The organism is Streptomyces sp. NBC_01341 (assembly GCF_035946055.1).
In the GTDB taxonomy this organism is placed as follows: Bacteria; Actinomycetota; Actinomycetes; order Streptomycetales; family Streptomycetaceae; genus Streptomyces.
In genome coordinates this window covers 5,423,347-5,448,630 of the sequence record NZ_CP108364.1, presented here as the reverse complement: position 1 = coordinate 5,448,630, position 25,284 = coordinate 5,423,347, and the positions used below count along the sequence as shown (strand labels likewise).

Annotated in this window: 24 protein-coding genes and 1 riboswitch; of the genes, 6 read left to right on the top strand and 18 right to left on the bottom strand. The window is 71.3% G+C overall.

Annotated features, from left to right (window positions below; all coding sequences use genetic code 11):
• Nucleotides 1-53: 53 nt before the first annotated feature.
• The gene (locus OG206_RS23940; protein WP_442805888.1) at nucleotides 54-758 is read right to left on the bottom strand and encodes a lysophospholipid acyltransferase family protein; all 705 of its coding nucleotides are present in this window, start codon (nucleotides 756-758) and stop codon (nucleotides 54-56) included.
• A 225-nt stretch (nucleotides 759-983) separates the two neighbouring features.
• Here OG206_RS23940 and OG206_RS23935 point away from each other — a divergent pair, with 225 nt between their 5' ends.
• Both OG206_RS23935 and OG206_RS23930 read left to right on the top strand, forming a co-directional pair.
• Nucleotides 984-1,763 carry an alpha/beta hydrolase gene (locus tag OG206_RS23935; protein WP_327119400.1) on the top strand — a complete coding sequence of 260 codons (780 nt, stop codon included), beginning with the start codon at nucleotides 984-986 and terminating at the stop codon, nucleotides 1,761-1,763.
• The gene (locus OG206_RS23930; RefSeq protein WP_327119398.1) at nucleotides 1,756-2,421 is read left to right on the top strand and encodes a hypothetical protein; all 666 of its coding nucleotides are present in this window, start codon (nucleotides 1,756-1,758) and stop codon (nucleotides 2,419-2,421) included. The genes OG206_RS23935 and OG206_RS23930 overlap by 8 nt, the downstream gene beginning before the upstream one ends.
• A 73-nt stretch (nucleotides 2,422-2,494) precedes the next feature.
• On the opposite strand, the gene OG206_RS23925 is transcribed toward OG206_RS23930, so the two are convergent.
• The 6 genes from OG206_RS23925 to OG206_RS23900 all read right to left on the bottom strand — a co-directional run bounded on the left by OG206_RS23925 (nucleotide 2,495) and on the right by OG206_RS23900 (nucleotide 7,485).
• Entirely contained in the window at nucleotides 2,495-3,256 is a 762-nt protein-coding gene (locus OG206_RS23925) for an endonuclease/exonuclease/phosphatase family protein (RefSeq protein WP_327119396.1), read from the bottom strand.
• 75 nt (nucleotides 3,257-3,331) lie between these two features.
• A complete protein-coding gene (locus tag OG206_RS23920; RefSeq protein WP_327119394.1) occupies nucleotides 3,332-4,273 on the bottom strand; it encodes an ROK family glucokinase in 942 nt (313 codons plus the stop codon).
• Nucleotides 4,274-4,348: 75 nt separating this feature from the next.
• Nucleotides 4,349-4,840 (bottom strand): DUF5304 domain-containing protein, encoded by a 492-nt coding sequence (locus OG206_RS23915; protein ID WP_327119392.1) that lies wholly within the window; start codon nucleotides 4,838-4,840, stop codon nucleotides 4,349-4,351.
• Between the two features lie 79 nt (nucleotides 4,841-4,919).
• A complete protein-coding gene (locus OG206_RS23910) occupies nucleotides 4,920-6,101 on the bottom strand; it encodes an ArsA family ATPase (RefSeq protein WP_327119390.1) in 1,182 nt (393 codons plus the stop codon).
• Nucleotides 6,102-6,105: 4 nt separating this feature from the next.
• Nucleotides 6,106-6,555, bottom strand: coding sequence for an SRPBCC family protein (locus tag OG206_RS23905; RefSeq protein WP_327119388.1), 450 nt, complete (start codon nucleotides 6,553-6,555; stop codon nucleotides 6,106-6,108).
• 120 nt (nucleotides 6,556-6,675) lie between these two features.
• Entirely contained in the window at nucleotides 6,676-7,485 is an 810-nt protein-coding gene (locus OG206_RS23900) for a metallophosphoesterase family protein (RefSeq protein WP_327119386.1), read from the bottom strand.
• A gap of 281 nt (nucleotides 7,486-7,766) precedes the next feature.
• On the opposite strand from OG206_RS23900, the gene OG206_RS23895 reads away from it, so the two are divergent.
• On the top strand, nucleotides 7,767-9,563 hold the full coding sequence (locus OG206_RS23895; protein ID WP_327119384.1) for an AMP-dependent synthetase/ligase: 1,797 nt from the start codon (nucleotides 7,767-7,769) through the stop codon (nucleotides 9,561-9,563).
• A gap of 65 nt (nucleotides 9,564-9,628) precedes the next feature.
• Here OG206_RS23895 and OG206_RS23890 read toward each other — a convergent pair whose 3' ends face one another.
• Nucleotides 9,629-10,771, bottom strand: a complete 1,143-nt coding sequence (locus OG206_RS23890) for a glycosyltransferase family 4 protein (protein ID WP_327119382.1) — start codon at nucleotides 10,769-10,771, stop codon at nucleotides 9,629-9,631.
• A gap of 77 nt (nucleotides 10,772-10,848) precedes the next feature.
• Here OG206_RS23890 and OG206_RS23885 point away from each other — a divergent pair, with 77 nt between their 5' ends.
• Nucleotides 10,849-12,114, top strand: coding sequence for a glycosyltransferase 87 family protein (locus OG206_RS23885; protein ID WP_327119380.1), 1,266 nt, complete (start codon nucleotides 10,849-10,851; stop codon nucleotides 12,112-12,114).
• On the opposite strand, the gene OG206_RS23880 is transcribed toward OG206_RS23885, so the two are convergent.
• The 5 genes from OG206_RS23880 to OG206_RS23860 all read right to left on the bottom strand — a co-directional run bounded on the left by OG206_RS23880 (nucleotide 12,071) and on the right by OG206_RS23860 (nucleotide 17,556).
• Nucleotides 12,071-13,324, bottom strand: coding sequence for a hypothetical protein (locus OG206_RS23880; protein ID WP_327119378.1), 1,254 nt, complete (start codon nucleotides 13,322-13,324; stop codon nucleotides 12,071-12,073). The two genes, OG206_RS23885 and OG206_RS23880, sit on opposite strands and share 44 nt — an antisense overlap.
• Before the next feature lie 16 nt (nucleotides 13,325-13,340).
• A complete protein-coding gene (locus tag OG206_RS23875) occupies nucleotides 13,341-14,360 on the bottom strand; it encodes a C40 family peptidase (RefSeq protein WP_327119376.1) in 1,020 nt (339 codons plus the stop codon).
• A 237-nt stretch (nucleotides 14,361-14,597) separates the two neighbouring features.
• A complete protein-coding gene (locus tag OG206_RS23870) occupies nucleotides 14,598-15,623 on the bottom strand; it encodes a C40 family peptidase (protein ID WP_327119375.1) in 1,026 nt (341 codons plus the stop codon).
• 291 nt (nucleotides 15,624-15,914) lie between these two features.
• The gene (locus tag OG206_RS23865; RefSeq protein ID WP_327119374.1) at nucleotides 15,915-17,276 is read right to left on the bottom strand and encodes an NYN domain-containing protein; all 1,362 of its coding nucleotides are present in this window, start codon (nucleotides 17,274-17,276) and stop codon (nucleotides 15,915-15,917) included.
• A 37-nt stretch (nucleotides 17,277-17,313) separates the two neighbouring features.
• Nucleotides 17,314-17,556, bottom strand: a complete 243-nt coding sequence (locus OG206_RS23860; RefSeq protein WP_018555472.1) for a hypothetical protein — start codon at nucleotides 17,554-17,556, stop codon at nucleotides 17,314-17,316.
• A gap of 176 nt (nucleotides 17,557-17,732) precedes the next feature.
• Here OG206_RS23860 and OG206_RS23855 point away from each other — a divergent pair, with 176 nt between their 5' ends.
• Nucleotides 17,733-18,485, top strand: a complete 753-nt coding sequence (locus tag OG206_RS23855; RefSeq protein ID WP_327119373.1) for a rhomboid family intramembrane serine protease — start codon at nucleotides 17,733-17,735, stop codon at nucleotides 18,483-18,485.
• Nucleotides 18,482-18,763, top strand: a complete 282-nt coding sequence (locus tag OG206_RS23850; RefSeq protein ID WP_145802057.1) for an Lrp/AsnC family transcriptional regulator — start codon at nucleotides 18,482-18,484, stop codon at nucleotides 18,761-18,763. The genes OG206_RS23855 and OG206_RS23850 overlap by 4 nt, the downstream gene beginning before the upstream one ends.
• A 71-nt stretch (nucleotides 18,764-18,834) precedes the next feature.
• Here the strand turns inward: OG206_RS23850 and OG206_RS23845 are convergent, their stop codons facing one another.
• The 5 genes from OG206_RS23845 to qcrC all read right to left on the bottom strand — a co-directional run bounded on the left by OG206_RS23845 (nucleotide 18,835) and on the right by qcrC (nucleotide 25,271).
• Nucleotides 18,835-20,214 carry an aminotransferase class V-fold PLP-dependent enzyme gene (locus OG206_RS23845; protein WP_327119370.1) on the bottom strand — a complete coding sequence of 460 codons (1,380 nt, stop codon included), beginning with the start codon at nucleotides 20,212-20,214 and terminating at the stop codon, nucleotides 18,835-18,837.
• 173 nt (nucleotides 20,215-20,387) lie between these two features.
• A riboswitch (SAM riboswitch) is annotated at nucleotides 20,388-20,505 on the bottom strand.
• A 97-nt stretch (nucleotides 20,506-20,602) separates the two neighbouring features.
• A complete protein-coding gene (trpD, locus tag OG206_RS23840) occupies nucleotides 20,603-21,667 on the bottom strand; it encodes an anthranilate phosphoribosyltransferase (protein ID WP_327119368.1) in 1,065 nt (354 codons plus the stop codon).
• Nucleotides 21,668-21,790: 123 nt separating this feature from the next.
• Nucleotides 21,791-23,416 carry a cytochrome bc1 complex cytochrome b subunit gene (gene qcrB / locus OG206_RS23835; protein WP_327119366.1) on the bottom strand — a complete coding sequence of 542 codons (1,626 nt, stop codon included), beginning with the start codon at nucleotides 23,414-23,416 and terminating at the stop codon, nucleotides 21,791-21,793.
• Nucleotides 23,413-24,465: a cytochrome bc1 complex Rieske iron-sulfur subunit gene (gene qcrA / locus OG206_RS23830; protein ID WP_327119364.1), complete on the bottom strand. Its 1,053-nt coding sequence runs from the start codon at nucleotides 24,463-24,465 to the stop codon at nucleotides 23,413-23,415. The genes qcrB and qcrA overlap by 4 nt, the downstream gene beginning before the upstream one ends.
• Nucleotides 24,462-25,271 carry a cytochrome bc1 complex diheme cytochrome c subunit gene (qcrC, locus tag OG206_RS23825; RefSeq protein ID WP_327119362.1) on the bottom strand — a complete coding sequence of 270 codons (810 nt, stop codon included), beginning with the start codon at nucleotides 25,269-25,271 and terminating at the stop codon, nucleotides 24,462-24,464. The genes qcrA and qcrC overlap by 4 nt, the downstream gene beginning before the upstream one ends.
• Between the last annotated feature and the right edge of the window lie 13 nt (nucleotides 25,272-25,284).

Here is a 25,284-nt window from a genome sequence, read left to right as displayed (position 1 = left end):
CCCGCCCATGCTCCCCGCTCCGGACGGCCGGCGTCGCCCCGCCGGCCGGACCGTTATCCGCTCTTCTTCTTGGACTCCTCGGCGATCCGCCGCTTCGCCGCGGTCGCGTAGACGTCGACGTACTCCTGGCCGGACAGCTTCATGATCTCGTACATGACCTCGTCGGTCACCGACCGGAGGATGAAGCGGTCGCCGTCCATGCCCTGGTAGCGCGTGAAGTCGAGGGGCTCGCCGATCCTGATGCCGGGCCGCATGAGCCTGGGCATCACCTGGCCGGGCGGCTGGATCTTCTCCGTGTCGATCATCGCCACGGGGATCACGGGCGCACCGGTGGCGAGCGCCACCCTGGCGAGACCGCCCGGCTTGCCGCGGTAGAGCCGTCCGTCGGGTGACCGGGTGCCTTCCGGGTAGATACCGAAGAGGCCGCCGCTCTCGATGACCTGGATACCCGCCCTGATCGCCGCCTCACCGGCGCCGCGTCCGCCCGAGCGGTCGACGGGGAGCTGTCCCACGCCCTTGAAGAAGGCGGCGGTGAGCTTGCCCTTCACACCGGGCGCGGTGAAGTACTCGGCCTTCGCGATGAAGGTCACCTTGCGGTCGAGCACCGCCGGCAGGAAGAAGGAGTCGGAGAACGACAGGTGGTTGCTCGCGAGGATCGCCGGCCCCTGCGCGGGGATGTTCTCGAGGCCCTCCACCCACGGCCTGAAACCGAGCTTCAGGGATCCGCCGATGGCGAACTTCATCGCGCCGTAGATCAACTCGTCTTCCTCCTGTGTCCCGTCGGGAGACCTTAACCCGTGGGGCCGCCGCCGCCCCCGCCCGGACGGAGCGGCGCACCTCACAGCCGCCCCGCCGCCGTCCGGTGCCCGGGACGACCGCTCGCACGGTGACGGCCCTGGTCGGTGTCGGTCCGGTCGCGTACGGTGAAGTCATCCTTTTGCACACCCCCGCACCCCGCCCCGCTTCACGAACAGGAGACCCCGGTGCCGGTCCTCCCTGGAGCCGAGCCGTTCCGCCACGAGGGCGGAGAGGTCGGCGTCCTCCTCTGTCACGGATTCACGGGCTCGCCGCAGTCGCTCCGCCCCTGGGCGGACCATCTGGCCGAGCGCGGACTGACCGTGTCGCTGCCCCTGCTGCCGGGACACGGCACGCGCTGGGAGGACATGGCGGTCACGGGCTGGCAGGACTGGTACGCCGAGGTCGACCGGGAACTGCGGGCCCTGAGGGAGCGGTGCGAGAGCGTCTTCGTCTTCGGCCTGTCCATGGGCGGCGCTCTGGCGCTGCGCCTCGCGGCGAAGCACGGTGACGGAATCGCCGGCCTGGTGCTGGTGAACCCGGCGAACAAGGTGCACGGCCTGTCGGCGTACGCCCTGCCGGTCGCCCGGCATCTGGTGCGTACGACGAAGGGGCTGACCAGCGACATCGCACTGGAGGGCTCCGAAGAGGTCGGCTACGACCGGGTGCCGCTGCACGCCGCCCACTCGGTGCGGGCGTTCTTCCGGCTGGTCGACGCCGATCTCCCCCAGGTCACCCAGCCGCTGGTGCTGCTGCACAGTCCGCAGGACCACGTCGTACCGCCCGCGGACTCGGCCCGGATCCTGAGCAGGGTGTCGTCGAGGGACGTCGAGGAGATCCTGCTGGAACAGAGCTACCACGTGGCGACGTTGGACCACGATGCGGGGCGGATCTTCGACGAGAGCTACCGGTTCATCGGCCGCCTCGCATCCGTCGCAGGCGAGAAGGGAAGCACGTCCGGTGGCTGAGCACGACGCGGAGCGCGCGGGCAGTGACGAGGAGCGCGAGCCGCGCCCCTCGGAGGGGACGGCCGTCCCCGAGGGTACGGAGGAGGTCCGGCCCCTCGACGAGGCGGCGGCCTGGGAGGCGATCGTCGCGGGGTACGGCGAGGAGCCGCCGGACCCGCCGGGGGCCAAGCCCTTCAAGTCGGTCGAGGACCTGGCCCTGCTCGACGAGGACCAGCTCAACGTCCTGGACGGCGGGCCGGAGACCGGCGAGGACGTCGACAAGGGCACCGGCGGGAAGGCGTCCGCCGGCCCCTCGGAGAAGAGGCCGCTCGGTGGGTCCGTCGTCTTCGCCCCGGGTGTCGCGGGACCGCGTGACTACGAGGTGGCGGAGCCGTCGAGCGGTGACACCGACGACGCCGACGACAGCGGGGAGGGGCACTTCGTCCCTCCGGAGCCGCCGCCCCTGCCCGAGGCGGACGTGACGGCGAAGTTCGCCTGGCTCGCGGTCGTCGGTGGCCCGGTCCTGCTGCTGCTCGCCGTGCTGATGCAGTGGGAGATGACGTGGTGGCTGACCACGCTCTGCATCGGCGGGTTCCTGGGCGGTTTCGCCACCCTGGTGGCGCGCATGCCGCAGGACGACGAGGAGGACGACGACCCGGGCCGCGGCGCGGTGGTCTGAGGCGCGGCTCCCGCACCGGCGGCCGGCCGGGTGGAGCGATGACGGCGGCCCCGTCGGCTTCCCGGCCCCGGGCTCAGCCGCCCGCGGGCACTCTGAGGGCGGCCAGCACGGGCAGGTGGTCCGTGGCCGCCCGCAGGTCCGCGGCGGTGACACCGGGGAGGTCCGCGGGGACGCCGCAGCCCAGCACCTCGATGCGGTCGGTCGCGAACACCGCGTCGATCCGCTTGCGCGGCGCGTGCGGCGGAAAGGTCAGCTCGTCGCCCCACGGCCGTACGGCCCGGCAGTCCTGGAGCCGCCCGGCCAGCCGGCGGAACGCACGCCCCTCCGGTACGTCGTTGAGGTCACCGGCCACGATGGCGTGCGGGACCCGCATCGTGTCGATCCGGTCCAGCACCATGCCCGCCTGGGCATGCCGCTCGTCGCTCCGCAGGCTCAGATGGCAGCTCACGACACCGAACCGGGCACCGGCGACGCGCACCACCGCGGTGGCCAGCCCGCGCCGGTGCTGCCCGGGGGTGAGCGGCAGCAGGACGTCCTCGGTGCGCTCCACCGTGGCGCGCAGCGAACAGAACAGCATCGGTCCGGCCGCGGTGGCCCCGCCGCCGAGGATCACCAGGTCCGTCATGGCCGCGAGCCGGGCGGCGGCCTTCCGCCAGCGGAAGAAACGCGGCGCCTCCTGGACGCACACCAGATCGGGAGCGCAGGCACGGATGACGCGGGCCAGGGCCTCGGTGTCGTCCCGCAGGGAGCGGATGTTGTAGCTGAGCACTCGGATGACGGCCGAACCGTCCGGCTCGGTACGGGAGTCGGGCAGGGCCGTGGGCATCGTGACCATGGGAGGCACCCTACGACGGACGCCCGCCGCTCCCCGGAGGGCGCGACGGGCGTCGGACATGCCGTGTGGCGGCGGTCAGCCCTGGCGTGCCAGGTCGGCCGCGCCCACCAGGCCCGCCTTGCCGCCCAGTTGGGCAGCGAGGACCTGAGCGTGCGGGCGCCATTCGCCGCCGATCAGCCAGCGCCGGAACGACTTGCGGATCGGGTCGAGGACGAGCTCGCCCTCGTCCGAGACACCCCCGCCGACGATGAACGCCGACGGGTCGAACAGCGAGGCGAGGTCGGCCAGTCCGGCTCCGGCCCAGCGGGCCAGCTCACGGAACGAGTCGACAGCCACCGGGCAGCCCTGCCGGGCGGCCGCGCTGATGTGCTTGCCCTCGATACCCTCGACGGAGCCGTCGCCGAGACCCAGCAGGATCTGGGCGTTCTCCGGGGTCGCGTTGGCGCGCTGCTTCGCGTAGCGCACGAGCGCCCGCCCGGAGGCGTACTGCTCCCAGCAGCCCTGGCTGCCGCAGCCGCAGAGGAGCCCGTCCGGGACGACCCGGATATGACCGAATTCCGCCGCCACGCCGAAGCGTCCGCGGCGCAGCTTGTTGCCCATGATGATGCCGCCGCCCAGGCCGGTGCCGAGCGTGATGCAGATGACGTCGTCGTGCCCCTGGCCGGCACCGAAGCGGTATTCGCCCCAGGCCGCCGCGTTGGCGTCGTTCTCGACGACGACGGGCAGGCCGACGCGCTGCTCGACCTTGTCCTTGAGCGGCTCGTGACGCCAGTTGATGTTCGGAGCGAACAGCACGGTGGCGCGCTTGTCGTCGACGTATCCGGCCGCGCCGATGCCGACGGCCTCGACGTCGTGACCCTCGCTCGCCCCGGACACCGCGGCGCTGATCGCGTCCACGATGCCTTCGGCCGTCGGGGGGGTCGATACCTTGAACGTCGAGAGGATCCGGCCCTCTTCGTCGACCACTCCAGCCGCGATCTTCGTGCCGCCGATATCGACGCCGATGGTGAGTCCCATGAATCCCTCAGTTTCGGTCGAGCCCCGCTACGGCCAACCGTACCCGAGCCGGGGACGGGTATTTCCTGCCCCGGGTCAGTCCAGGTCGATCTGTTCGCTGCCGCCGGTGCCCTCGTCGCGCGGGTCGGAGGGGTCTTCGGATGCCTTCTTCCCGGGGCCGGGGGTGTTTCCGGTGGCGCCCTGCGTCCCGCCGGCGCCTTCGGTGCCCTTGGTCCAGCGGGCTTCCTGCCCTTCGACGGCGGAGCGGTAGGCGGCCATGAGTTCGCTCCCGGCCGCGGCAAGATGGTCGAAGAGCTCCGGGTTGCGCTCGATGACCGGCTCGACCGCGGACTTGGCCTGCCGGATCACCTGCTGGACGGTGCCCTGGGCGGCCATTCCGAGCAGCGGCGACTGGAGCGAGGAGACCTTGTCGGCCACCGCGTCCATCAGCCTGCGGAGCTCCTCGGCGGCGGAACCGGGCTGCTGTCCGTACTGTGCCCGGCGGCGGGCCTTCTCCGCTTCGAAGTCCTCGGCGCAGGCCTCCGCCCACGCGTCGTCGTCGACGGGACGATCGGTGGCTTCACTCATGGCGGACTCCTGCGACGCGGTTGCTTCGTGACCGTGGGGGCCACGTACTACCGACGGTACCCGAACGGTGGTATTCCGTTCATCGTGTACGGGGCCAGAGCGCGGGGTCCGGTGTGAACCGGACACGCAGGACGCCGTCGGTCAGGGCGGCCCCCGAGACGGTGCAGCGGCGCAGGGCTGACTCCAGGCCGACGATCCGGTGGAACGGGCCTGCGGTGAGGAGGAGTTCGTCGCCGCGGCGGACGAGCTTGAGGTCCTGCTTGACGGCGCCGGGCAGCGGCAGGCACCAGGAGATGACCCCGTCGTCGGCGCGCTCCGTCCACCACGGGTCCCCGGCGTGTCCCGGTGCCCGGTCGTCCGGCGCGCAGGCCCCGGCGAGGGCGGCCAGGTCGTCGGCCGTGCGCGGCTCGTGGCCGAGGTGGGCGGTCTCGCGCACGGGCGTCGCGGGTTCCCACTCCTGCTGCCAGTGGTCCAGGCACTTCTCCTGGAGCGCGGCGAGACCGGCGAACCAGGGGTCGCCGGAGTGGCGGGGCAGGACCCGGGTGGCCACGAGCGCGTCGACGCGCAGGCCGTGCAGCGCGAGTCCGGTACGGGCGGTGCGCAACGCTTCCGCGGCGGCCTCCCCGGGCTCCGCGACCAGGCGCACTGTGGTCGCCTTGTCCTCGAACAGGGCCTGTACCGAGGCCAGTTCGGCGTCCTTGCGGGCGGCGGCCTCGTACAGCCACCGCGCGGGCATGGGGACCCCGGCGAGCTGGGCCAGCACCGGGCGCAGGGCGCGGGCGGCCTGGCGTTCGCGGGGCAGGAGGCGGCGCAGGTAGCGGCGGAGCTGCCCGGGCAGGGCGAGCAGGGCGAGGGCCTCGGGCAGCGGGGGCAGGTCGACGACGAGCACGTCGTAGCCGCGTTGCGCCCAGTCGCCCTCGGTGACGCGGCGCAGGGTGTGCAGGACGGCGAGCTGCGCGCTGCCCGGCAGCTCGGTGAGTTCCTCGCCGTCGAGCCGGTTGGCGCCGAGCAGGTCGAGGACTCCGGACGCGCGCTCCTGGATGTCGAGGAGCTCGGCACGGAAGTGTGCGGCCGCGTCGATACGGACGCAGTCGAGCCGTTCGGCGGCCTCGGCGGGTTCGGCGCCCGCGGGCAGGGCGGGCACGGCGTCGGCGGACACGAGGAGTGTGCGGCGGCCGTCGCGGGCCGAGGCCAGCGCGGTCGCCGCGGCGACGGTGGTACGGCCTGCGCCGCCGGGGCCGGTGACGAGGACCGTACGCACGTGATCAGGCCTTGGAGACGGACTCGACGCGCTTCTTGAGCCCGGCGAGGGCGCGGTCGATGATGACCTTCTCGGCCTTGCGCTTGATCATGCCGAGGAGCGGGATCTTGACGTCGACGGCGAGCCGGTAGGTGACCTCGGTACGGTCGCCTTCACCGAGGGGCGCCAGCGCGTAGCTGCCGTCGAGCGCGCGCAGCATCTGGGACTTCACCAGGGTCCAGCCGACCTCGTACTCGCTGTTCCAGGTGTAGGCGAGGACGTGGTCGTCCTTGATCGCACCGGCGTCGAGGACGAGCCGGACCTGTTCGGCGCGGCCCTGGTCGTCGACGGCCAGGATCTCGGCCTCCTTGACCTCTCCGGTCCATTCCGGATACCGGTCGAAGTCGGCGATCACTCCCATGACGTCGGCCGGTGCCGCCTCGATCGTGATGCTCGAGCTGGTGTGTTCAGCCATCGCCGTGGCCCTCCAGTGCGGTGTACCGGTCGCGTTCGGCAGAGGCCTGCCGTGTGCAGGCTATCGCGTGCGCACGGCCGCTCCGTCCGCGCCCCGGTCCGTGGCCGGTGCCCGTGTCGCTCACCATTCCAGGACCCAGGGACGGCCGGTCGAGGCGAAGTGGCCGACGTTGACGCACTCGGTGGCGCCGATCCTCATGCGCCGGACGAGCGGCTGGTGGACATGGCCGAAGAGGGCGTAGCGGGGGCGTGTCCGGTGGATGGCGTCCAGGAGGGCGCCGCTGCCGCGCTCGAAGCGCCGGGCCACGGTGTCGTACGTCAGCTCGGGGACCTCCGGCGGGATGTGCGAGCACAGGACGTCCACCGGTCCGAGCGCCTCGACCTTGGCGGCGTACTCCTCGTCGCTGATCTCGTACGGGGTGTTCATCGGGGTCTTCAGGCCGCCGCCGACGAAGCCGAAGACCAGACCGCCGATCTCGGCCCGTTCGCCGTCCAGCACGGTGGTACCGGCTTCGGCGTATTCGGGCCAGAGCGTCGGGACGTCGACGTTGCCGTAGGTGGCGTAGGTCGGGGTGGGCAGGACGGCGAACATCTCGGCGTACTGCTTGCGTACGGCGGACAGGATCGCCTCGTTGCGGTCCCGCCCGGCCCACAGCTCGCGGCCGAAGGCGCGTGCCTCGTCGAAGCGCCGCGCGGTGCGCAGCTCGACGATGCGGTGTGCGTTCTCCGTGCCGAACAGGTCGGGGAAGATGCCGCGTGAGTGGTCGGCGTAGTCGAGGAAGAGGACCAGGTCACCGAGGCAGATCAGGGCGTCCGCGCCGTCTCCGGCGCGCGCCAGCGCCTCGGTGTGGCCGTGGACGTCGCTGACGACGTGCACACGTGTCCGTCGAGTGGTGGTCGTGTGTCGATTTCGGGGCGCGCCGGCTCGCATGGAGATCAGCCTAGGTCCCAGCCCGCCGCTGTGGGTAGAACCCGCCGGACCTGCGGTTACTTCCGGATCGGGACACGGGTGGACTAATGTGCGCCGAAGGACCCCCGATATGTGTGATGCATAAGACATCTGGCCGGAACCCCCTTTCCGGAATCGCCTACCGGTGGGTAACGTCCGGCCAGTCCAGTCGTGCTCACCCCACTGAGCATCTGCCAGTCTTGGACCGCATCCGGTAAGTCGCACAGAGTCGTGGAACCGGAGCCCGATGAGGAGCAGCAGTCTTGCGCGAGTTCAGCCTTCCGGCCCTGTACGAGGTCCCTACGGACGGCAACCTGACGGATCTCATCCGCCGCAACGCCGCTCAGCATCCCGATGTCGCGGTGATGAGCCGCAAGGTGACAGGCGTCTGGACGGACGTCACCGCCACGCAGTTCCTCGCTGAGGTCAAGGACACCGCCAAGGGCCTGATCGCTTCGGGCATCCGGCCCGGCGACCGGGTCGCGCTCATGTCCCGCACCCGCTTCGAGTGGGTCCTGCTCGACTTCGCCATCTGGAGCGCGGGCGCGGTCACGGTGCCGGTCTACGAGACGAGCTCCGCCGAACAGGTCCAGTGGATACTCGGCGACTCGGGCGCGGTAGCCGTCCTCCTGGAGAGCGACGCGCACGCGCGGTCCGTGGCCTCCGTACGCGACCGGCTGCCCGCTCTGGAGCACGTCTGGGAGATCGAGCGGGGCGCGGTCGCCGAGCTCGCCGCGTCGGGCGCATCCGTCTCCGAGGAGACCCTGGACCTGCGCATGGTCAGCGCCAAGGCCGACGATCCGGCGACCATCGTCTACACCTCGGGCACCACGGGCCGTCCGAAGGGCTGTGTGCTGACGCACCGCAGCTTCTTCGCGGAGTGCGGCAACATCGTGGAGCGGCTGAAGCCCCTCTTCCGTACCGGCGAGTGCTCCGTCCTGCTCTTCCTCCCCACCGCTCACGTCTTCGGCCGGCTGGTCGAGGTCGCCTCGGTGATGGCCCCGATCAAGCTCGGCTGTGTGCCGGACATCAAGAACCTCACCGAGGAACTGGCCTCGTTCAGGCCGACGCTCATCCTCGGGGTGCCCCGGGTCTTCGAGAAGGTCTACAACTCGGCGCGCGCCAAGGCCCAGGCCGACGGCAAGGGCAGGATCTTCGACCGGGCGGCCGACACCGCGATCGCGTACAGCCGCGCGCTGGGTACGCCGCAGGGCCCCACGGTGGGCCTGAAGATCAAGCACAAGGTCTTCGACAAGCTGGTGTTCAGCAAGCTGCGCGCCGTGCTCGGCGGCCGTGGGGAGTACGCGATCTCCGGCGGCGCGCCGCTGGGCGAGCGGCTCGGCCACTTCTTCCGCGGCATCGGCTTCACGGTTCTGGAGGGCTACGGCCTGACCGAGACCTGTGCCGCGACGGCCTTCAACCCGTGGGACCGGCAGAAGATCGGCACGGTCGGCCAGCCCCTGCCGGGTTCGGTCGTGCGGATCGCGGACGACGGCGAGGTCCTGCTGCACGGCGAGCACCTGTTCACGGGGTACTGGAAGAACGACGCGGCCACGGCCGAGGCGCTGGCCGACGGCTGGTTCCACACGGGCGACATCGGCACGCTCGACGAGGACGGCTATCTCGCGATCACCGGCCGCAAGAAGGAGATCATCGTGACGGCGGGCGGCAAGAACGTCGCCCCCGCGGTGATCGAGGACCGCATCCGCGCACACGCGCTGGTCGCGGAGTGCATGGTGGTCGGCGACGGACGGCCGTTCGTCGGCGCGCTGCTCACCCTCGACGAGGAGTTCCTCTCGCGCTGGGCCGAGGAGAACGGCAAGCCGGCCGGGTCGACGGCCGTGTCGCTGCGTGAGGACCCCGACCTGCTGGCCGAGGTGCAGCGGGCCGTGGACGACGGCAACGCGGCGGTCTCCAAGGCGGAGTCCGTGCGCAAGTTCCGTGTGCTGGCCGCTCAGTTCACCGAGGAGGCGGGCCACATCACCCCGTCGCTGAAGCTGAAGCGCAACGTCGTCGCGAAGGACTTCGCGGACGAGGTCGAGTCGATCTACCGCGCCTGAACCGCACCCGTACGAGGAGGGCCCCGCACCGGTCACCGCCGGTGCGGGGCCCTCCTCGTACGGGCTCAGAGCAGCGTCTTCAGCTTCTCGGCGAGCAGGTCCCAGCGCCACTTCTCCTCGACCCAGGCGCGGCCCCGCTCCCCCATGCGCCGGCGCAGCTCCGCGTCGCCGAGGAGGGTGACGATCCGGTCGGCGGAGTCCTCGGCCGAGCCGCCCCGCACCACCCAGCCGGTCTCGCCGTCGAGCACGGCGTCCGGGGCACCGCCCGAGTCACCTGCCACCACGGGCAGCCCCGTCGCGGAAGCCTCCAGGTACACGATGCCGAGGCCCTCGACATCGAGACCGCCGCGCCGTGTGCGGCAGGGCATCGCGAAGACGTCACCGGCGCCGTAGTGCGCGGGCAGCTCCTCCCAGGGCACCGGACCGGTGAAGCGCACGGAGTCCTCGACGCCGGTCTCGGCCGCCAGCTTCCTGAGCTGCCCGGCGTACGGGCCCCCGCCGACGACGAGCAGGACGGCGTCCGGCACCTTCGCCAGGATGGCGGGCATGGCGAGGATGAGGGTGTCCTGGCCCTTGCGCGGCACGAGCCGCGACACGCACACGACGACGGGACGGTCGGTGAGCCCGAGGCGGGCCCTGACCCGGTCGCCGCCCGAGGCCGGGTGGAAGGTCTTCTCGTCGACCCCCGGCGGGAGCTGCACCATGCGGCCCGCGGCGTCCGGGGTGAGCGCGGCGGCGATCCTGGAGCGGGTGTACTCGCCGAGGTAGGTGATCGTGTCGGTGCCCTCGCCGATACGGCGCAGCAGCTGCCGGGAGGCCGGCAGCTGGGCCCAGCCCGCCTCGTGGCCGTGCGTGGTGGCCACCAGCCGGCGCGCTCCCGCCCTGCGCAGCGCCGGAGCCATCAGTCCGAGGGGGGCGGCCGCGCCGAACCAGACGGACGTGCACGCGTGCTCACGCAGCAGCTGGACGGCCCTGCGGGTCACCCTCGGGGTGGGCAGCAGCATCGTCGTGCGGTCGCGCACGACGGTGAAGGGCTGCTCGGCGTCGAAGGCCGCGGTCGCCGCGGCCCCCTCCTCGCCCCGCTTCCAGGTGGAGGCGTAGACGACGAGACGGCCCGGTTCCATGCGCAGCGCCATGTTGTGCAGGAAGGCCTGGATGCCGCCGGGGCGGGGCGGGAAGTCGTTCGTCACGATCAAGGTCTTGTCCATCGACGCCGACAGTACCGGGCGGCCCGACGGCCCTGCCTGACGGCTCCCGCACAGCCCGGGCCTGCATCATGGCGTGCATGACGGTCAGGACAGGTACGAGTGACCGGGTGGCCCGGGGTCTGTCCCTCGCCGTGTGGGGCCTCACCCGGGCGGTACTGCTGCTCTGCGTGTTCAAGGTGTTCACGGTGCCCGGCCCGGACGTGACGAGCGACGTCTCGGCGATCTACCGGGGCTGGTACGAGGTGTTCCACGCCGGTTCGTATCCGCTGGACGACGTCACCTGGCAGTACCCGCCCGCTGCCGCGCTCGCCGTGCTCTCCCCGGATCTGCTCCCCTTCCTGGACTACGCCTCCGCGTTCTTCGTAGTCGTGCTGCTCTGTGACGCGCTGGTTCTGGGGCTGCTGCTCCGCGCGGCCGGCCGGCCGGGTGGCGGGAGCGCCGGAGTGTGGCTGTGGGTGCTGGGGGTGCCGCTGCTGGGACCGACCGTCTACGCCCGCTACGACCTGATGGTGACGGCGGTGGCGGTGGTGGCGCTGCTGGCGGGTGCACGCCGCCCGCGGGCGCTGGGCGCCCTGGCCGCCTTCGGGGCACTGCTGAAGGTGTGGCCGGTGCTGCTGCTGGTGGGCACGGCGCCTGGGCGGGCGACGCGGCGGTCCTGGTCCGCCGCGGCGGCGACGGCCGGCGTGCTGCTCCTCGCGGCGGCCGTGGCTCTGCCGGGGGCGTTCTCCTTCCTGGCGTTCCAGCGGGACCGGGGCCTGGAGATCGAGTCGCTCGGGGCGCTGTTCTTCCATGTCGCCCGGCAGTTCGGCTGGAGCGGCCGGGTGGAGCTGCGCTACGGCTCGATGGAGTTCGCCGGTCCGCACGTCGCCCTGGTGAGCACCCTGGCCCTGGCTCTGAGCGTGTTCGCCTTCGGCTGGCTGCTGGTGTGGCGGCTGCGCGCCCGTACGTTCGCGGTGCACACCCCGGCGGACGCGGCCTTCACGGCGGTGCTGCTGTTCACCGTGACCAGCCGTGTGATCAGCCCCCAGTACATGGTCTGGCCGCTCGGGGTCGCCGCCGTGTGCCTGGTGTTCCGGGGCAGCCGGATGGGCCTGCCGGCCTGGCTCGTCCTGGTTGCCACCGGTGTCACGCTGCTGGAGTTCCCGCTCGGATTCGCCCACGTGGTCGCCAGTGACGCGGAGGGCGTTGCCCTCATGGCCGTCCGCAACGGCCTGCTGGTCGTGGCCGCCGTCAGCGCCGGGCGCCGGCTGTGGCGTGGGACCGTGCCGGGTGAGCGCCGGCGCGCCGGGGTGGAGCGGGTCAGCCCAGCCGGGCGCGAAGATAGTCCCGCCAGTGCACCGTGAAGTCCTCGGGCGTCGTGCCGAGGACCGACTGCATGGCGTGCTCCACCGCTCCGTCCCGCCCGGAACGGCTGCCCACGGCCTTGTAGAACGCGATCAGCTTGTCCTCGCCCCAGTCCCGCGCGATGAGTTCGCAGGCCAGCCAGCCGCCCTCGTAGGCCCGCGCGAGCTTCGCGGCGTCCTGGTCGAAACCGAAGTCCTCGTCCACCGGGAGCCGAGCGGGCAGGTCACCGCGGCGGACCGCCTCGGTGAGTTCCGGGGCGAGCTCCGGGGCGGTGCGGGTCTCGTGGCGGTAGGCGGTCCGGTCCGCGAAGCCCTCGGAGAGCCAGACGGGGGTGGCGGCCGACGTGTGGGCGCGGGTGGCGACGTGGGTGGTCTCGTGCGTGAGGACGACCCGCTGCCCGAAGTCGCCGAGCATGCCGTACGCCTGCGGATTGACGACGACCCGGTCCGCGGGGGCCCTGCCACTGCCGCCGACCTCGCCGGTGGTGACCGCCGCTATGCCCCGGTAGCTCGCCACGGGTGAGCCGAGGAGCCCCGCCATGTCCTCGACGGTCCTCGGGACGAGTATCACCACCCGCTCCGCCCAGGGCTCCGGCCACGCCTCGGCGACCGACGGGACGGCCGTGTCCGCGGTGGCCGCGATGCGCACCAGCTCCGCCTCCCGGCGCCCGACCCCCAGGACGAGGCTGCGCGTGCCGCGTACGACCTGGACGTCACCCTGCTGCCAGAGCTGTCCCGGGCCGTCCTCCGCAGCCCGGTCGGCGGCGATGTACCAGGTCCCGCCACCGTCCCGGCGGACCAGCTCCACCGTGCGGGAGGAGGACATGGGCGCCTTGTCATAGTCCTTGATCCGGTAGCGCAGCTCGACCTCGGCGGTGACCCGGTCCCGGCCCTCGCCGGTGATCCCCTTCACCTCGTACGCCCACGACTCCAGAGGCACGTCGGCGAGGTTGCGCAGTTCGGCTCGCTGGGACGACCGGAAGGACGGGGCGCGCGGGTCGAGCCCGGCCAGGTAGGCGTCCGCGTCGTGGTCCAGGACCGCCGCGGCACGGCGGTCCAGGGCGGCGGAGACCTGCCGGGCGGTGGGACCTGCCGCGGTGTCCGGAGGGGCGGCGCAGGCGGGCGCGAGCAGCAGGACGGTGAGCACGGCCCCTGCCGTGCCCCGTCCGCGGATCCGTGTCCGCCGCGCGTCCTGCGTCCGAACAGCCATCCAGCCGATCGTACGGTCAGACGCGGGTGACCGAGGAGACGGGCATCATGCCGACGGGGTCGTAGCGGACCGGGGCGCCGGGATACGGCGCGTGGATGACCTGGCCGCCGCCGGCGTACATGCCGATATGACTGGCGTCCGCGCGGTAGGCGACCAGGTCGCCGGGCCGGGCCTGCGCGAGGGGCACCATGCGGCCCGCGTACCGCTGCGCCTGCGAGGTCCTGGGCAGGCCCACCCCGGCCTGGGCGTAGGCCCACTGCATGAGGCCTGAGCAGTCGAACCCCTCGGGCCCGTTGGCACCCCACACGTACGGGCGCCCCAGGGCCTGCCGCGCCGCCATGAGGGCCGCGGCGCCGCGGGCCGACGCCGCGACGGCGGAGAGGCCGCCGTGGGGGCCGGAGCGTGAGGAGCGGCCCAGCTCGTCACGGTCCGCGGCGGGCAGGGCGCCCAGGAGCTGCCGGGCGCGGGCCAGCTTGTCCTCCACCGTGCGCTTGTGGCGGGCCACGGCCGCCCGGTCGCGTTCCATGGCGGCCAGGGCTCCGGCGGCCTCCGCGCGGGTCTGTTCGATCTTGCGCTGGGCGCGGCGGAGCTTGTGGAGGGTCACGGCACTGCGCTCGCCGGCCCGGTCGAGGGCGGCCGCCCGGTCGAGGAAGGTGTCGGGGTCCGAGGAGAGCAGCAGCGCGACCGAGGGGTCGATACCGCCCGACCGGTACTGCGCGCCCGCCATCGAGCCGAGGGAGGCCCGCAGCCGGTTGATCTCCTCCTGCGTGCGGGCGGCGGAGTCCTGGGCCGTGTCGATCCGGCCGCGCAGCCGGCCGAGGCTCTCGCGGGCCGCGTTGAAGCGCTCGGTGGCCCGCTCGGCCTCCCCGTACAGGCGGTCCACGGTGGCCTTCGCCGTCTCGTGGGAGTCCTGCGGCCCGGCGCTCGCCGGGGCGGTGCCCAGGGTGGCGGCGGCGGTGGCCGCGGCGGCCGACAGGACGGTGGCCCGGACGCCACGGTTGAGACCGGGCCGGGTGGGGCGGCGATGCGACACCACAGGAAGCCGCACTCCCTTCCGCTGTTCGCAGACGTGCGCAGCCCCTGCCGCCCGGGGCGGGCGGACCGACGCACGGGAGCTGCACGGCAGCGCAGACAGTAATCGGACGGCTACGGCCTGACCAAAGGCCACGCCGGGGGTACGGGAGTGCGGGAACGACGGCGCCCCACCGGTGACCTGTGGTCTCCGGTGGGGCGGGGTGCCGTCGGGGGGTGCCGCGATTCGCCCGTTCGGGCGTCAGACGCGGACGCCGAACTGGAAGGTGCCCATGTAGTCCATCGACTCGTAGCGGACCACGGCGCCGGGCTTCGGGGCGTGCAGGATCTGGTTGTTGCCGGCGTAGAGGCCGACGTGCGAGGTGTTGTTGAAGAAGACCAGGTCGCCCGGCTTCAGGGCGCTTCGGCCGATCCGGACACCGTCGTTGATCTGGGTGTACGTGGTGCGGGTGATCTGGACGCCGGCCTGGGCGTAGGCCCACTGGGTCAGACCCGAGCAGTCGAACGAGTTCGGGCCGGTGCCGCCCGAGACGTACGGCTTGCCCTGCTGCGTGGCGGCCGCGCTGAGGGCGGCGGCGCCGCGGGCGGACGCGGGAACCTCGTTGCCGAGGTCGACCCGGTCACCGGCCGCGCGGCTGGCACGCTGCTCGTCGGCGGCCATCTTCGCGCGCTCGGCGGCCGTGAGGGTGTTGAGCAGCTTCTGCGCGTCGGCGAGCTTGCCCTGGTACTTCTTCTTGTTCTCGTTCAGCGAGGTGCGGACGTCGTCGAGGTCGGCGAGCTTGGCCTGCGCCTCCTTGCGCTGCTGCGCGAGAGTGCGCTGCTTCGCCTGGATCTTCTGCAGCGACTCGGCCTGCTTGGCCGTCAGCTGGTCGAGCGCGGATGCCTGGTCGAGGAAGCTGTCCGGGTCCGAGGAGAGCAGCAGCTGGACCGAGGGGTCGAGGCCGCCGGAGCGGTACTGCGCCGTGGCCAGCGAACCGAGTTCGCCGCGCAGGGTGTTCAGCTCGTCCTGACCGCGGGCGACCTTGTCCTGGAGGGCGTCGGCCTGCTTCTTGAGCTTGTCCTGCTGCTCCTTGGCGCCGTTCGCCTTCTCCGTGGCCTCCTCGGCCTCGTGGTAGAGCTTGTCGACCTTCGCCTTGACCTCGCTCTTGGTCGGCTTGGGGTCGGCGTGCGCGGCCTGGGACGTCAGGGCCACAGCTGCGGCGGCGGTCGCGGTGAGCACGGTCACGCGGGTGCGGCTCGGCTGCTTGGGACGACGGTGGGACGCCACGAAGGCGAGCTCCTTCTTCCTCGAGCCGCCTACCGGGCTGTGGGGGACGGAATCCCCGGCTCCGTGCACATCACGGAATCGGCGGTTCCTTCGCCGTCACCCCTGGTGGGCGATCAACCGTGCGAAGGTTCGAGGCCTGACCCTAGTGACCATCTTGTGATCAGTTCAAATCCTCACAAGAAAAATCTCGCCACACCAGGCACTTCTTTACTTTCATCACACTGCGTGTAGCGATGACTTGACGGTACGTTCCGCAAAATCCGGCAAGTCGCCCAATCCACTCAAGACACCCTAGACGCGCGAAAGGCGCTTCAGGAGCAAGGCGGACGCCACCGGTCTCGCACCGGCCTTCGCGACCCCGTCGGCCACTTCGCGGTCGGTGGAGACCACGACGACGGGCCTCCCCGGCGGTTCCGCGCGGGCGAGTTGCCTGATCAGCTCGTCCGCGGTCACCCCCGCCTTGCTGAACAGCACTCGCACGCCGCGCGGTGGCGCCAGCAGGACCGGGACGGCCAGCTCGGCGCCGTCGAAGACACAGGTCATCTCGGCGCCGGTCTGCGCCGCCAGGACGGAGAGCCCGCCGAGAAGACGCAACCGCTGCTTCTCCAGGGGCATCTGGGGATAGCCGGTCTTCGTGACGTTGTAGCCGTCGACGATGAGATGCGCCTGGGGAAGGGCAAGCAGCTGATCGAGCAGGGCCGGATCCGTCTCCGAAAGCGCCCTGGCCGCAATGTCCTTGGGGGACATACGGCCCGGCTCCACCGCCTCGACCCCGTCGGCGGGGCGGATCGACGAGGGAGGCAGGGCCAGTTCGCGGCGCAGCCCCTGGGCGGCCTCCAGCACGGTGTCCAGGAGCAGCCGCAGCCGCATGTCCTCGACCGACCGGCCCTCCCTGGCGGCCCTGCGGCCCGCCTCGGCCGAGGCCTCCGCCTCGGCGAGCCGTGCCTTGAGGCGCCGGGTCTCGCTCTCCGCCCCCGACACCTGGGCGGCGGTCTCGGCGCGCACGGTCTCCGTCTCCGCGGCGAGCTTGCGCAGGGCGGCCTCCCCGCGCTTCACCTCACTGAGCGCGCTGCGGAGCTTGCGGTGAAGGGAGTCGTTCTCCCTGCGGGACGCGTCCAGGTCCGTACGCAGCCGCTCGGTGTCGGCCCTGGTCTGGCCGCGGGCGCGGTCGAGTTCCTCGCGCAGCCGCTCCAGCTCGCGCCGGGTCTCCTCGTCGGCCCGCTCGGCGTGTGCCCGCTGGACCTCCTCACCCGCGGCCGCGACCAGCTTGACCCAGCCGGCCGGCCGCAGCACGTACGCGGCGGCGGCCACGTCGACCGGGTCCGCGGCGGCGGGCGGCGCGCCGGACTTCAGCGCGTCGGCGAGCTCCGTCTGGGTCTGGCCGATCCGCTCGCCGATGCGCCGCCTGAACGCCGGGTCGCTCTCCAGGGCGGCCGCCATCGCGTTGCCCGCGAACTTGGCGCGCCTGCTCGGCGTGAATCGGGCGTACTGCCTCAGCTGGGCGGGGAGTTCGCCGACCGTCAGACCGCCGAAGGCGTCCGAGACCAGCGCCACCACCCTGCGGCGTACGCCCTCGGGCAGCGGACGGTCGAGCGACTCCGCGGTGCCGTCGGCCGCGTCGGCCGGTCCGGCGCCGCCTGTCGGCTGCTCCACCATCCATCACCCCAATATGTAGGTCCGCACGACCCCGTCAGGAGTCGGCGCCCGGCCTGTCGACCAGTTCGATCTGGTCCACCGCGTTGCACCAGCGGCAGCGCACGGACTCGATGGTCTCACTGACCACCTCCCGCTCCTCGACACTCGACTCCCCGGCCAGGTCGAGATGGACGTACTCCACGACCTTCGAGGAGCGCGTCACGTCGAAACGGGTGAGATTGCCGCAGAGCGTGCAGCGCCAGCGGGTCGCGTCCGTCGGCTGGGGAACCGTCGTCATCGTTGAGTCCTCTTTCGTCGAGTCTCTCGTGCGTGCCCAGGTCTTCGATCTCGCGGTGCGCCGTCGAACTGCGGATGTCCTGCGGATGTCCTGCGGCAACCCTACGGCCTCGCGCATACCCACCGGCACGGCGAGGCGGTCTGTCCCGTTCTCACCGTGTGCGTCATGCTCTGTACGTGATCGATCTGCGGGAAGGCGACTGGCGGAAGCGGGCCCGGGAGCTCGGTGCGGCGGCCGGCGCGGGCGGCGCCCCGGTCACGTACGGGCTGATGGCGCTCTGCTGTGCGGTGTTCCTCATCAGCCCGCTCTCCGGGTTCAACCCCACCCACGGCGAGGGCGACGCACTCCTCGCCGCGCAGGCCGGGTACTTCGAGCGGTGGGGCGTGATCCCCAGCGAGCTGCTGGACGGCTCCGCCCACGCGGCACTGACGCCCCTGACCGCGCTCTTCGTCCACGGCAGCTGGCTGCACCTGCTCGGCAACATGCTCTTCCTCTACGTGTTCGGCGCCATGGCCGAGGAACGCATGGGACGGACCGAGTTCGTCTTCTTCTACGTCGCGTGCGGCTACTTCGCGCTGGTGGCCTACGCGGTCGTGCACGCGGGCTCGGATCAGACCCTGGTCGGGGCGTCGGGGGCGATCTCAGCGGTGCTCGGCGCCTTCCTCTACCTCTTCCCCCGGGCGCGCGTCACCAGCCTCTTCCCGTTCCTCTTCTTCCTGCCGCTGCGCTTTCCCGCGTGGATCGTGCTCGTCTTCTGGTTCGTGCTCCAGTGGCTCGCGGCCCAGGGCGCGGGAAGCGGTCCGGGAGTGGCCTACCTGGCCCATGTGGCGGGCTTCGCCGCGGGGTTCCTCTACGCCTGGGGCCGCTATCGGGGTGGTACTAGAGTGAAGCCACCAGCCACGGCCACTGAGGGAGAAAGCCAGCCGTGATCACCGCGATCGTTCTCATCAAAACCAGCGTGGACCGGATCCCCGAGATCGCCGAGGCCATCGCCTCGCTGGACAGTGTCAGCGAGGTCTTCTCGGTCACCGGCACGTACGACCTGATCGCCATGGTCCGGGTCGCCAGGCACGACGACCTCGCCGACGTCATCCCGGGCCGGATCAGCAAGATCCCCGGAGTCGAGGCGACCGACACCCACGTGGCCTTCCGGACCTACTCCCAGCACGACCTCGAGGCGGCGTTCGCCATCGGCCTCGACGCCTGAGACGCGGTGCACGGCTCCGGCCGGGACGAGGAGAAGCTCCCGTCCCGGCCGGAGCCGTTCGCGGAGCGGGTTCAGACCTGCGAGGAGGCACCCCGGTCCGGGACGCAGCGGCCGTCCTCGGTGCGGTAGGCCCAGCGGGCACCCGAGGTCACGAGCTCCCGGACCGCACCCAGGAACCGCTCGATGTGCTCGTCCGGCGTCCCGGCCCCGAAACTCACCCGAATGGCGTTGAGCGACCTCTCCCCCGGCGCCGCCTCGGGCGCGCCGCACTCGCCCGGGTCCTGCGGCTCACTGCCCAGCAGGGTCCGCACCAGCGGGTGGGCGCAGAACAGCCCGTCGCGCACCCCGATGCCGTACTCCGCGGACAGCGCGGCGGCGAAGTGCGAGCTGTTCCAGCCCTCGACCACGAAGGAGATGACGCCGACCCTCGGGGCTGCGTCGCCGAACAGCGAGAGCACCTTCACCTCGGGGACCCCGGCCAGCCCCTCCCGCAGCCGGGTGACGAGCTGCTGCTCCCGCTCGACCAGCCGGTCGAAGCCCGCCTCGGTCAGGGCCTTGCAGGCGGCGGCGATGGAGTAGACGCCGATGACGTTGGGCGATCCGGCCTCGTGGCGGGCCGCGGTGGTGTGCCACTCGACGTCCACGCCCCCGTCGGTGCGCCGGGCCACCTTGCGGGAGGCGCCGCCCCCGGCGAGGTACGGTTCCGCGTCCCGCAGCCAGTCGGCCCGGCCGGCGAGCACGCCGGAGCCGAACGGGGCGTACAGCTTGTGGCCCGAGAAAGCGACCCAGTCGGCGTCCAGTTCCGCGATGTCGACGGGGTGGTGGGGCGCCAGCTGGGCGGCGTCGAGGACGATCCGGGCCCCGTGCGCGTGGGCGGCCGCGGCCAGCTCCTTCACCGGCCACAGCTCGCCGGTGACGTTGGAGGCGCCCGTGACGCAGACCAGAGCCGGGCCGTAGGGATCACGTCCGGCCAGGGCCCGCTCGAGCGTGGCCACGGCCTGGTCCGGGGTGCGCGGGGCGTCGAGGTAGGTCACCCGGGCGTCCCGCCAGGGCAGCAGCGAGGCGTGGTGCTCGGTCTCGAACACGAACACCTCGCAGCCGGCCGGCAGCGCGGCGGCCAGCAGGTTGAGCGAGTCGGTCGTCGAACGGGTGAAGACCACCTGGTCGTCGGCGCGGCAGCCCAGGAACTCCGCGACGGTGGTCCGGCTCGTCTCGAACAGGTCGGTGGACAGCTGCGAGAGGTATCCGGCACCGCGGTGGACGCTTCCGTAGTACGGAGCGTAGGCGGCCACGTCGTCCCACACCCGCTGGAGGGCCGGGGCGCTGGCGGCGTAGTCGAGGGCGGCGTACGTGACGTCTCCACCGGTGACGAGCGGAACGGTGACATCGGCACCCAGAACAGGCAGCGGGGCACAAATGGTCTGGTCGGCGGCAGCGGTGGGGACAGACATGACGAACTCCCGTGAGAGGCAGGCGAAATCTCGCGCCGGCGGTACGCGGCAGCGCGGAGAGGAAGGAGAAAAGGGGTGTGCGGAGGAGGGCTTCGCGCCCTATCGCATTCGCTTGCTCACAGAAGGCTCCCTGGGACCAGGACCCCAAGGGGTGGCATCCAGCGATGCCGAGGGGTCCGCGCTTGCCGCAGACCTCGCTGACTGCGGCCTGGTCTTCACCCGGGGCACCCCGCCACGGACGGAGGGTTGCCGGACAGCGGGCCGGGGCCGTAGTCGCTGTCACTCATGACCTGCGCAGCATCTTGCCATACCTCTGGCGACGCGCAAGGGCGCAGTCCGCGATCCGGACTGCGCCCCGCTCACACCGTACCGTGTGCCCGACAGGCTCTCAGGCGTTGCTGGCGGTCACCCAGCGCTCCAGCGCGCGCTTGGCCCCGCCCGAGTCGATGGACTCCGCGGCCCGCGCGATCCCGGCCGCCAACTGCTCGTTGAGCGTCCCCTCACCCGGGTCCAACGCCACCAGCGCGGCTGCGGAGTTGAGGAGCACGGCCTCACGCACGGGCCCGGTCTCCCCGTCGAGGAGCCGGCGGGCGACATCGGCGTTGTACGACGCGTCGGCGCCCCGCAGCGCCTCGACGGGGACGAGTTCGAGACCCACGTCGCGTGGGTCGAAGGGCTCCTCACGGACCGTGCCGTCGCGCACGGTCCAGACCCTGGAGGTCGCCGTGGTCGTCAGCTCGTCCAGTCCGTCGTCGCCCCGGAAGACGAGCGCGGAGTTCCCCCGGTCCGCCAGCACACCCGCCACGATGGGCGCCATCTTCGGGTCGGCGACCCCGATGGCCTGGGAGCGCACCCGGGCCGGGTTCGTGAGGGGGCCCAGGATGTTGAAGGTGGTCTGGGTCCCCAGCTCCTTGCGGGCCCTGGCCGCGTGCCGCAGGGCGGGGTGGAACTTCACGGCGAAGCAGAAGGTGATGCCGGCCTCCTCCGCGACGGAGACGACCCGCTGCGGGGTGAGTTCGAGGTTGACGCCGAGCTTCTCCAGCACGTCGGAGGCCCCGCTCGCCGACGAGGAGGCCCGGTTGCCGTGCTTGACGACCTTGGCCCCCGTCCCCGCGACGACGATCGCGGACATGGTGGAGATGTTGACCGTCTTGGCCATGTCGCCGCCGGTCCCCACGATGTCGACCGTGCGGCCGGGCACCTCGATGGTGTGGGCGTGCTCGTACATGGCGCGGACCAGTCCGGTGACCTCGTCGACGGTCTCGCCCTTGGCCCGCAGCGCGACCGCGAACCCGGCGATCTGCACGTCCGTGGCCTCACCGCTCATGATGCGGTTCATGGCCCACGCCGTGTCGTCGGCGCCGAGGTCCTCGCCCCGCAGAAGCGGGGTCAGCACGCCGGGCCAGGTGCGGGCCGCCATGCCGTCGCCGCCGTCCTGGGTCGCCACGTTCATGGTCCGCTCCTGGGAGTCCACAGCCGGTACAAGGATGTCTCCCACCCTATCCAGCCCGGAGGCAGCGAAGAGCCCCGTCCATCGGATGGACGGGGCTCTCGCTGTGGCGTTCAGCTGAGGTGATCAGTGGTGGCCGTGGCCGCTCGTGATCTCCTTGTACTCCTCGGCAGTGGGCTTGGCGATCTGGCTGTCCTCGCCGAAGTAGCTCTTGCTGAGGTTCGCCCGCATCCTCTGCAGCACGGAGGGCTTGCGCTCGACACCGTTCTCGTCGACCGTCGGGCCGATCTCGACCGGCTTGTACTGCTCGTGCGCGGTGAGCGTGTGCAGCTGCGCGGGACTGAGCGGCTCGTGGATCTCGACGAACTCACCGTGCGGCAGGCGCTTGATGGTGCCGGACTCGCGCCCGTGCAGCACCTTCTCCTTGTCGCGTCGCTGGAGACCGAGGCAGATCCGCTTCGTGACGACGAACGCCACGACCGGGCCGACGAAGAACGCGATCCGGACGAACCAGCTGATCGCGTTGAGCGACAGGTGGAAGTGCGTCGCCCAGATGTCGTTGCCGCCGCCGATCAGCATGACGAAGTAGATCGTCACCCAGGCGACACCGAGACCGGTGCGGACCGGGGTGTTGCGCGGCTTGTCCAGGATGTGGTGCTCGCGCTTGTCCCCGGTGATCCACGACTCGATGAACGGGTAGAGCGCCAGCGCCCCGAGGACCAGACCGAAGAGGACCAGCGGGATGAGCACGCCCAGGACCAGGGTGTGGCCCCAGAGGTTGATCTCCCAGCCGGGCATCACACGGACGAAGCCTTCGGCGAATCCCATGTACCAGTCCGGCTGGGCGCCCGTGGACACCTGGTCGGGACGGTAAGGGCCGAGTGCCCAGATCGGGTTGATCGAGGCGATGGCCGAGAGGATCGCGATGAAACCGAAGACCAGGAAGAAGAAGCCTCCGGCCTTGGCCATGTACACCGGCAGCAGGGGCATGCCGACGACGTTCTTGTTCGTCCGGCCGGGGCCGGCGAACTGGGTGTGCTTGTGGAAGAACACCAGGATGAGGTGGCCGACCACGAGCCCGAGCATGATGCCGGGCAGCAGCAGGATGTGGATCGAGTAGAACCTCGCGATGATGTCGGTACCGGGGAACTCCCCGCCGAACAGGAACATCGAGATGTACGTACCGACGATCGGCATCGACAGGATCGCGCCCTGCGTGAAGCGCACACCCGTACCGGAGAGCAGGTCGTCCGGGAGCGAGTAACCGGTGAACCCGGTGAACATGCCGAGGACGAACAGCAGGAAGCCGAACAGCCAGTTGATCTCGCGCGGCTTGCGGTACGCGCCGGTGAAGAACACCCGGAACATGTGCACGAACATGCCGGCGAGGAAGATCACCGCTGCCCAGTGGTGGATCTGCCGGACCAGCAGGCCGCCGCGGACGTCGAAGCTGATGTCCAGCGTCGAGGCGTAGGCCTCGGACATCCGGATGCCCTGCATCGGCTCGTACGAGCCGTGGTACACGACCTCGTTCATGCTCGGGTGGAAGAACAGCGTCAGGTACACACCCGTGAGGATGATGATGAGGAAGCTGTAGAGGCAGATCTCACCGAGCATGAAGGACCAGTGGTCCGGGAAGATCTTGCGCATGTTGGCCTTGGCCAGGCCGTAGATCCCGAGCCGGCCGTCCGCCCAGTCGGCGACCCGCTCACCGGCGGGCGCCTTGCGCTGTGTTTCCGTCGCAGTACTCATCCGCGCTCCCAGAAGGCAGGACCGACGGGCTCTTCGAAGTCACCGAGGGCTTCGAGGTTGCCCTCGCTGTTCACACCGATCCGCAGCTGCGGAAGGGCGTGACCGGCCGGACCGAAGATGACGCGGGCGCCGTCGGAGAGGTCGAAGGTGGACTGGTGGCACGGGCAGAGCACGTGATGCGTCTGCTGCTCGTACAGGCTGATCGGGCAACCGACGTGGGTGCAGATCTTGGAGAAGGCCACGATTCCCTCGTGGGCCCACTCGCGCTCGCGCTTGTCCTTGATGTTGTCCGGCTCGATGCGGATGATCATCAGGGCGGACTTGGCGATCTGTGTCTGGAAGTCGTGCGCGTCCTCCTCCAGGCCCTCGGGCATGGCGAAGGTGAGCGAACCGACGACGACGTCCTCGGGGCGCAGCGGCTCCATCGTGTTCATGTTCACGAGCAGCTTGCCCTTGGCCCACAGGGTGTTGCGGAGCTTCTTCTCCGGCAGCGGACCGAGGTCGCGCAGCAGCACCACACCGGAGAGCGGCACCAGGGCCAGCGCGCCGAACATGGTGTTGCGGATCAGCTTGCGCCGTCCGAGCGCCGACTCCTCGGCACCGGCCGCGAAGTCGGCCATGACCTTGGCCTTGACCTCGGGCGTGGCCTCGATGGCGTGCCGGTCGTCGGCGACCTCGACATCGGACATCAGGGTGCGCGCCCAGTGGACGGCGCCCGCGCCGATGAGGAACAGCGCCAGGCCGAGCGTCAGCCCCAGCGAGAAGTTGAGCACGCTCACGTGGCCGAAGGGCCAGATGAACACGATCTTGTCGACCGGGAAGATGACGTAGCTGGCGATGAAGCCGACCGTCGCCAGCATCGACAGCGTGAACATGAACGCGACGGCTCGCTCGGAGCGCTTCGCGGCACGTTCGTCGAGGTCCTGGATGCGCGGCCGGTGTGCCGGCAGCCCGGGGTCGGCGAACGGGTCGTCCGCGACCGCGACCGCGCCGTGCGCGGTGTCCTGCCCTGCGGGCAGGCCCTCTTCTGAAATCTCTTGGCTACTCATGACTTCTTGGCCTTAGCGGTGTGGGCCGCGACCCAGACGGCGATGGCGACCAAACCGCCCAGTCCGAAGATCCAGCCGAAGAGACCCTCACTCACGGGACCGAGGCCACCGAGCGAGAGTCCACCGGGGCTCGCGGAGTCGCCACCGTTCACGGTCTTGATGTACGCGATGATGTCTTTCTTCTCCTGCTCCGGCATGGTGCTGTCCGGGAAGGAGGGCATGCTCTGCGGGCCGGTCTGCATGGCCTCGTAGATGTGCTTCGGGCTCACGCCTTCCAGGCTGGGGGCGTACTTGCCGTGTGTCAGCGCGCCGCCCTCACCGGTGAAGTTGTGACACTGCGCGCAGTTCGTGCGGAACAGGTCCCCGCCCTTGGCCACGTCGGCGCCCGAGGGGTCGACCTGGCTCTTGGTGGGCGTGATCGGACCGGCGCCCAGCGACGAGATGTACGCCGCGAGCTGGTCGATCTCGGCCTGGTTGTAGATGACCGGCTTCTTCGGCACCTGGGCGCCCGGCTGCTGGGCCGGCATGCGTCCGGTGGCGACTTGGAAGTCGACGGCGGCGGAGCCCACGCCCACGAGGGACGGTCCGTCGGTGGTGCCCTGACCGCCGGTCCCGTGGCAGCTGGCACAGCCCACGGAGTAGAGCTTCTTGCCCTCGTCGATGGCGAGGGACTGGGCGGTTTCGTCGGCCTGCGCCTTACCCGCAGGCGCGAACGCGGCGTACAGCCCCCCGGTAGCCGCCAGCGCGAGGAGTAGTACGACGACCGCCGCCAGCGGATGGCGTCGTCGTGCGGAGAGCTTTTTCACGGATTACCCCGGT

Excerpts from the sequence above, each read along its gene's own strand:
- trpD (WP_327119368.1), bottom strand. The coding sequence starts at position 21,667 with ATGAACGTGGCGACCCAGGACGGCGGCGACGGCATGGCGGCCCGCACC.
- OG206_RS23900 (WP_327119386.1), bottom strand. The coding sequence starts at position 7,485 with ATGCGAGCCGGCGCGCCCCGAAATCGACACACGACCACCACTCGACGG.
- OG206_RS23845 (WP_327119370.1), bottom strand. The coding sequence starts at position 20,214 with ATGTCTGTCCCCACCGCTGCCGCCGACCAGACCATTTGTGCCCCGCTG.
- qcrB (WP_327119366.1), bottom strand. The coding sequence starts at position 23,416 with ATGAGTACTGCGACGGAAACACAGCGCAAGGCGCCCGCCGGTGAGCGG.
- OG206_RS23860 (WP_018555472.1), bottom strand. The coding sequence starts at position 17,556 with ATGACGACGGTTCCCCAGCCGACGGACGCGACCCGCTGGCGCTGCACG.
- OG206_RS23880 (WP_327119378.1), bottom strand. The coding sequence starts at position 13,324 with ATGGCTGTTCGGACGCAGGACGCGCGGCGGACACGGATCCGCGGACGG.
- OG206_RS23890 (WP_327119382.1), bottom strand. The coding sequence starts at position 10,771 with ATGGACAAGACCTTGATCGTGACGAACGACTTCCCGCCCCGCCCCGGC.
- qcrA (WP_327119364.1), bottom strand. The coding sequence starts at position 24,465 with ATGAGTAGCCAAGAGATTTCAGAAGAGGGCCTGCCCGCAGGGCAGGAC.
- OG206_RS23905 (WP_327119388.1), bottom strand. The coding sequence starts at position 6,555 with ATGGCTGAACACACCAGCTCGAGCATCACGATCGAGGCGGCACCGGCC.
- OG206_RS23915 (WP_327119392.1), bottom strand. The coding sequence starts at position 4,840 with ATGAGTGAAGCCACCGATCGTCCCGTCGACGACGACGCGTGGGCGGAG.
- OG206_RS23920 (WP_327119394.1), bottom strand. The coding sequence starts at position 4,273 with ATGGGACTCACCATCGGCGTCGATATCGGCGGCACGAAGATCGCGGCT.
- OG206_RS23925 (WP_327119396.1), bottom strand. The coding sequence starts at position 3,256 with ATGGTCACGATGCCCACGGCCCTGCCCGACTCCCGTACCGAGCCGGAC.
- OG206_RS23885 (WP_327119380.1), top strand. The coding sequence starts at position 10,849 with ATGACGGTCAGGACAGGTACGAGTGACCGGGTGGCCCGGGGTCTGTCC.